The organism is Cellulomonas terrae (assembly GCF_007990265.1).
GTDB classification, from domain to species: domain Bacteria; phylum Actinomycetota; class Actinomycetes; order Actinomycetales; family Cellulomonadaceae; genus Cellulomonas; species Cellulomonas terrae.
On the sequence record NZ_BJWH01000043.1, the window covers coordinates 1 to 5105 of the forward strand.

At 68.6% G+C, this 5105-nt stretch carries 6 protein-coding genes; all 6 read left to right on the top strand.

The genetic code is table 11. From position 1 onward, the window contains the following. Positions 1 to 462: 462 nt before the first annotated feature. Positions 463 to 861 carry an ArsR/SmtB family transcription factor gene (locus tag CTE05_RS19960; protein WP_246123782.1) on the top strand — a complete coding sequence of 133 codons (399 nt, stop codon included), beginning with the start codon at positions 463 to 465 and terminating at the stop codon, positions 859 to 861. Next, the gene (locus CTE05_RS19965) at positions 858 to 1511 is read left to right on the top strand and encodes a cation diffusion facilitator family transporter (RefSeq protein WP_146848044.1); all 654 of its coding nucleotides are present in this window, start codon (positions 858 to 860) and stop codon (positions 1509 to 1511) included. The genes CTE05_RS19960 and CTE05_RS19965 overlap by 4 nt, the downstream gene beginning before the upstream one ends. Continuing rightward, positions 1492 to 2181, top strand: coding sequence for a methyltransferase family protein (locus tag CTE05_RS19970; protein ID WP_307724306.1), 690 nt, complete (start codon positions 1492 to 1494; stop codon positions 2179 to 2181). Before CTE05_RS19965 ends, CTE05_RS19970 begins: the two co-directional genes overlap by 20 nt. Next, the gene (locus tag CTE05_RS19975; RefSeq protein WP_146848045.1) at positions 2181 to 3101 is read left to right on the top strand and encodes a cation diffusion facilitator family transporter; all 921 of its coding nucleotides are present in this window, start codon (positions 2181 to 2183) and stop codon (positions 3099 to 3101) included. Before CTE05_RS19970 ends, CTE05_RS19975 begins: the two co-directional genes overlap by 1 nt. A 239-nt stretch (positions 3102 to 3340) precedes the next feature. Next, the gene (locus CTE05_RS19980) at positions 3341 to 4639 is read left to right on the top strand and encodes a M23 family metallopeptidase (RefSeq protein ID WP_246123780.1); all 1299 of its coding nucleotides are present in this window, start codon (positions 3341 to 3343) and stop codon (positions 4637 to 4639) included. 99 nt (positions 4640 to 4738) lie between these two features. Then, a partial coding sequence (locus tag CTE05_RS19985) for a TlpA disulfide reductase family protein (protein ID WP_246123781.1) occupies positions 4739 to 5105 on the top strand: 367 nt, incomplete at its 3' end.

Consider the following 5105-nt stretch of genomic DNA (forward strand, 5'->3'; position numbering starts at 1 on the left):
AAGGCTGGCACGAGCGTCGTGGGATCGGACCGATTCTCAGCTGGATCGACCGATTCTTGCCCTGATGCGCACGCATGAGGGTCACCAAGCGTGTGAGGACGCCCGGTCGCGGTAGGCGGATCCCCTTGCCCGCCAAACACTGCCGTTGGATGTGCCGCGAGGTCTGTAAGGAACCGATCGCTCGTGGTGCTCGTCGACCCCGCACACGCAGGGGATGGTGTGTGCGGGGCTGAGTCCAGCAGACGCTACTCGCCGAGCTGGGGCGCCGCGATCCTGCGATCGGGGTCGGTGAGCACGTCCCTGCTCAGCTGCAGCACGAAGTATGGGTGCAAGAGCAATGGGTGGAGCCGACGCAGGGGCGCGAGATCTGGTGGAACACGCCACCGGCTACCCGGACGCAGTGGTTCTCTGCATCCAGGCCTACCGGGAATCGGTCATAGACGATAGCATCGCCGAATGACGATGCAGCGTGCCAGTGCCAACCGCCTTCCCGCCGCGCGTGCGCAGGAGGGGCTATCGGCAGCTGCTTGCCTGTTCCACGGGTTCAGCGATCCGTCGCGGTTGGTCATCTTGCAGCACCTCACATCCGGTGAGCACCGGGTGGTGGACCTCGTCGAGCACCTCGGCTTGGCGCAGTCGACGGTCTCGAAGCACCTGGCGTGCCTGCGTGACTGCGGGTTGGTCTGCTCAAGGGCCGAGGGACGCGCTTCGGTGTTCCGCCTGACGCACCCCGAGGCGTTGCTGGACGTGCTCGCCGCCGCGGAGCGGCTGCTGGGTCTGACTGGGGATGCCGTCACCTTGTGCCCCACGTTCGGTGTGAACGGCACGGCGACCTTGTCCGCGACGGATGTTCCGGCATGAGCCAGCCTGCGCAACTCACGGACTTGGAGGTCGAGCGGCTCACCCGGCGGGGGTTGCGGCTGGCCCAGTTCACCGTCGTCTACAACGTGGCCGAGGGCGCTATCGCGATCACCCTGGGTCTGATGGCAGGGCTGGTGTCGGTCGTCGGCTTCGGCATCGACTCAGGCATCGAGTCGGTCGCTGCGGTCCTGGTCGGGCTTCGGCTTGCGAGCCGACTGCGTCACGGCGAGGCGGACGAGCGCATGGAGCGCCTGACCCTGAAGGCAGTCGCAGCGACGTTCTTCCTGCTGGCGGCGTACGTGACCTTCGAAGGCATCCGGAGCCTGGTCGGTGGGGAGACGCCGGAGACGTCGACTCCGGTGATCGTGATGCTGATGGCCTCGATCATCGTGATGCCGGTGCTGGCGGCAATGAAGCGGGCTGTGGGCGTGCGCCTCGGGGACAACCTGATCCTCGCCGATGCGGCCGAGACCCGGATCTGTGTGTGGCTGAGCGTGTCCACCTTGGCCGGCGTGCTGCTCTTCCAGCTCACCGGTGCTTCCTGGCTGGACCCCGTCGCCGCGTTCATCATCGCCGCCTTCGCCATCCACGAAGGCATGGAGGCCTGGGAAGGCGAGCTGATTGAAGGCGATGATGATGATGACGACTGACACCGCCGCCGCCCTCGCGATGGGCCTCTACGTGGTGGGGATCGCCTGCATCTTCGGGCTGCGCACCTGGCTACACAGGCGGCGCACCGGCCAGAGCGGATACCGCGGAGTCTCGGGAGCTCCGGGGTCGGCCGAGTGGTGGGGCGGTGTCTTGTTCATCGCCGCCCTGGTGCTCGCCGCGGCGGCCCCGGCACTGGCCATAACCGGTCTGGTGCCGGTGCCTGCGGGCGCCGGAGGCGTCTTGGGCTGGATGGGGATGATCCTCGCGATCGGGGGGTTCCTCGCTGTGCTGGTCGCTCAGTCGGGGATGGGTTCCTCGTGGCGGATCGGCGTCGACCGGACCGAGGTCACCGGCCTGGTCACGACTGGCATGTTTTCCGTGGTCCGCAACCCCATCTTCACCGCGATGGCAACCGCGCTGCTGGGCCTGACGCTGCTGGTGCCCACCGCTGTGAGCGCTGCAGCCCTGGTGTGCCTGATCGTCGCGATCGAGCAGCAGGTCCGTGTCGTCGAAGAGCCGTACCTGGCGCGCACTCACGGGGTGGAGTACGCCGACTACACCCGTCGGGTCGGCCGATTCCTGCCGGGCGTGGGACGGTCGCGGCCTCGAGGCAGCAACCGCACCGTGCACACCACAACCAACCCGCACCCTTCGAAGGACACGCTCTGATGGGCCACGATCACGACCACGCTCCCGCAGGCGCAGAGGACCATCGCAAGCGACTTGCGATCGCCTTCGCCATCACGGCGTCAATCCTGGTTGCTCAAGCTATCGGCGCCGTCGTCACTGGCAGCCTCGCGCTGCTGGTCGACACGGCGCACATGCTCACCGACGCCGGCGGCCTGCTCCTGGCGCTGTTCGCGGCGTCGCTGACACTGCGTCCGGCCTCCCCGCAACGCACCTGGGGCTACCGGCGGGCCGAGGTCCTTGCCGCGCTGGCCCAGTCGGCCGTCCTCCTCGCGGTTGGCATCTACGTCCTGGTCGAGGGAGTGCAGCGTTTGTTCGACCCGCCCGAGATCCCGGCCGGCGAGCTGGTCATCTTCGGGGTGATCGGGCTGGTCGGCAACATCGCGTCCCTGCTGGTGCTGTCCTCGAAGCGCTCAGCGAACTTCAACCTGCGAGCGGCCTTCCTTGAGGTGCTCAACGACGCGCTCGGCTCCGTGGCGGTCATCGTGGCGGCCATCGTGATCGCGACGACCGGGTGGCTGCAGGCCGATGCCGTCGCCGGCCTGCTCATCGGGGCGTTGATCGTGCCGCGCGCCCTGAAGCTGCTGAGCGAGACCATCAGGGTGCTGCTCGAGGCCACCCCACCGGGACTCGACCTGGACGCGGTTCGCACTCACCTGCTCGAGGTGGAGCACGTTCGGGAGGTCCACGACCTCCACGCGTCGCTCATCGCCACGGGACTCCCCGTCCTGAGCGCGCACGTCGTGGTCGACGAAGGCTGCTTCAACGACGGCCACGCGGGACGGATCCTGGACCAGCTCCAGGAGTGCGTCGCGACGCATTTCGATGTGCTCGTCGAGCACTCCACGTTCCAGGTCGAACCGGTCAGTCATCGCAGCCACGAGCATCCCAGCCATGCCTGAACTGCGCGCTGCGCTCAGGCGGGCCGCTCGGTTCACAGGGAGCGGTCGCGTGTCCGAAGCGATCCAGGCGGCGCCCTGTGCATAACCTGCCGCTGGCCGCGCCATCTTCCCTGTCCCCCATCCCGGCCACTTCGGACATGCTGCGTCGCGTCATCCCTCAGGGCACGAGCCCCACGACCTCTGGCCGGATCCGGACCGCCCACGGACGGCGCCGGACGGTAGCTGCGTTGTTCTGCGCTGTGGTCATCCTGGCTGGCACCGCCGGCGCAGGTCATGCCGACCCGGTCGACGATCGCCGGGCCGAGGCCGAGCGCCGCAGCAGCGCGGCAGACCGGCGCGCCGAAGAGCTGCGCGCCTCGATCGAGGGCCTCAGCGTCCAGCTCAGCCAAGCCGTGCTCGACCTGCAGGCCACGCAGTCCCGGCTGCCCGCCGCAAAGGCCGAGCTCGAAGAGGCACGAGCGACCCTGGAGGCGGCGCAGCGTGAGGCGATCATCGTCGCGAACCGGCTGCAGGACGCCACCGAGCAGCGCAGCAGCCTGACCGCCACCATCGCAGCGGACCGTGCCAACGCCGATGAGCTGCGCGCCGCGGTGGGCGCCATGGCCCGAGAGGCCTACCGGGGCGCACCCGGTGTCTCGGCGTTGGACGTGATGCTCGACGCGGAGGACGCCAGTGACTTCCTGGACAACGCGCGCCTCGTCGACGCAGCTCTGCGTAGCCAGGCCCGCGTCCTGGATGACCTGCGCCGAGTCGAGGCCACTAACCGCAACAGCGAGGCACGCCTCGGTGCGGTCACCGACCGCGTGGCCGAGCTCAAGCAGGAGGCGGAAGCCAAGGTCGCCATAGCCGACGAGGCACGACGCGTCGCCCAGGCACGCGAAGACGAGATCGTCCGGCTGATCGCGGACCAGACCGCACGACAGAACACGATCACGGCCCTGAAGGCCCAAGCGGAGGCCGAACAGGCCGAGATCGACGCCCAGCGCGCGGCGATCGAACGCGAGCTCGCCGCGATCATCGCCGAACAGCGAGCCGCCCGTGAGGCCGCTGAAGCGGCTGCGCGTGCCGCCGCGGAGGCAGCCGGGCAGAAGCCGCCACCAGTCGAGGCTCCGTCGGGTTCGGTGTCCGGAGCTGTGTTTGGCAACCCGACGTCGATCAATCCGATGTACGTGACCTCGGAGTACGGGATGCGGTTGCACCCGATCCTGGGGTACGTGCGCCTGCACGCTGGCATCGACCTGCGCACCGGGTGCGACACCGCGCTGTACGCGCCGCGGGACGCGACCGTGGTCTGGTCGCAATGGCGCAACGGCTTCGGCAACCAAGTCATGCTCGACTACGGCACCGTCGACGGAAACTCGCTGATGAGCAGCTCCAACCACCTGACCCGCTCAGTGGTCAGGGCCGGGCAGGGCGTGGCCAAGGGCCAGCTCATCGGTTACTCGGGCAACACCGGCTTGTCCGGTGCCTGTCACCTGCACTTCGAGGTCTACGTGAACGGTTCGACCGTGAACCCGCGACCTCTGCTCGGCCGCTGAGCGGCAGTCGCCACCCCGGATAGGACCACGATGACCACCCACCCCGATCGCCCCACAGCCGCGACCAGACGGCGCCGAGCCACCACCCGCGCTGCCGCCGTGGCCGCCGTCCTCCTCGCATTGGCCAGCGGATGTTCGGCGGAGATCACCAAGGAAAGCGGCCAGCCGGCCGACGTCGCCGACCAGGGCTACCAGTCCGGTGACGGCACGACCCAGACGTGGCCGGTTGGCGACCGTGGCGAGGCTGTGGCCCTCAACGGCACGGACTACGAAGGGCAGGCCATCGACACCTCGGCCTGGCTCGGTGACGTCATCGTGCTGAACACCTGGTACGCCGCATGCCCCCCGTGCCGCAAGGAAGCCCCGGACCTGGTCTCCTTGGCCAACGACTACGAGAACAAGGGCGTGCGCGTCTTGGGGATCAACCGCACCGATGCCAAGGGCACAGCGCAGGCGTTCCAACGCG